The organism is Oleiphilus sp. HI0066 (assembly GCF_001635725.1).
This window is the reverse complement of the sequence record NZ_LWFH01000596.1, coordinates 1-613: the sequence shown is the minus strand read 5'-3', so window position 1 is coordinate 613 and position 613 is coordinate 1. Positions and strand designations below refer to the sequence as shown.

Genomic DNA, 613 nt, shown 5'->3' with positions numbered 1-613 from the left:
CCAATGCCATCTCATCATTCTGAGCAAATACTGCTTGTACTTCAGGGTTGCCTGCTAACAAGTTTTCCATCACATTCAGCCCCTTGGTGCGATCAAAGTCTGCTGGCTGGCTAGCGAGAAGTTGAATGTTGCTAGCTTCAACCGCTTTCATAAAGCCCTCGCCACGCTCGCGCGCTGCCGAAGTACCTGCTAAGCCTTCAAGCTGAATCACTTTTGCGTCTGCACCAACTTTATCAACAATAAACTGCCCAGCCATTTCGCCACCAGCAACGTTATCAGAGGCAATATGAGTGACGACTTCTCCGCGCGAAGCGCCACGATCCAAGGTTAACACGGGGATTTTGGCGCGATTAACCATGCGAATAGCATTGGCCGCCGCGTCTGAATCTGCTGGATTAAGTAAGATTGCTTTCACCCCACGAACCGTCAAATCTTCAATGTTCGATAGTTCCTTGCTTGGGTCGTTTTGTGAGTCGAGCACGATGAGTTTATATCCCAACTCTTTTGCCTTGGCTTCAGCGCCGTCTTTCATCGTCACGAAGAAAGGGTTGTTTAAGGTGGAGACTACAATAGCCAGTGTGTCAGCTGCCTTTGTCATCATAGAAAAAGAAGC

At 48.8% G+C, this 613-nt stretch carries 1 protein-coding gene; it reads right to left on the bottom strand.

Annotated elements, in window-relative coordinates; all coding sequences use genetic code 11:
- Window positions 1-598: ribose ABC transporter substrate-binding protein RbsB (gene rbsB / locus A3738_RS07825; RefSeq protein WP_231876570.1), on the bottom strand; the 598-nt coding region annotated here is incomplete at its 3' end.
- Between the last annotated feature and the right edge of the window lie 15 nt (window positions 599-613).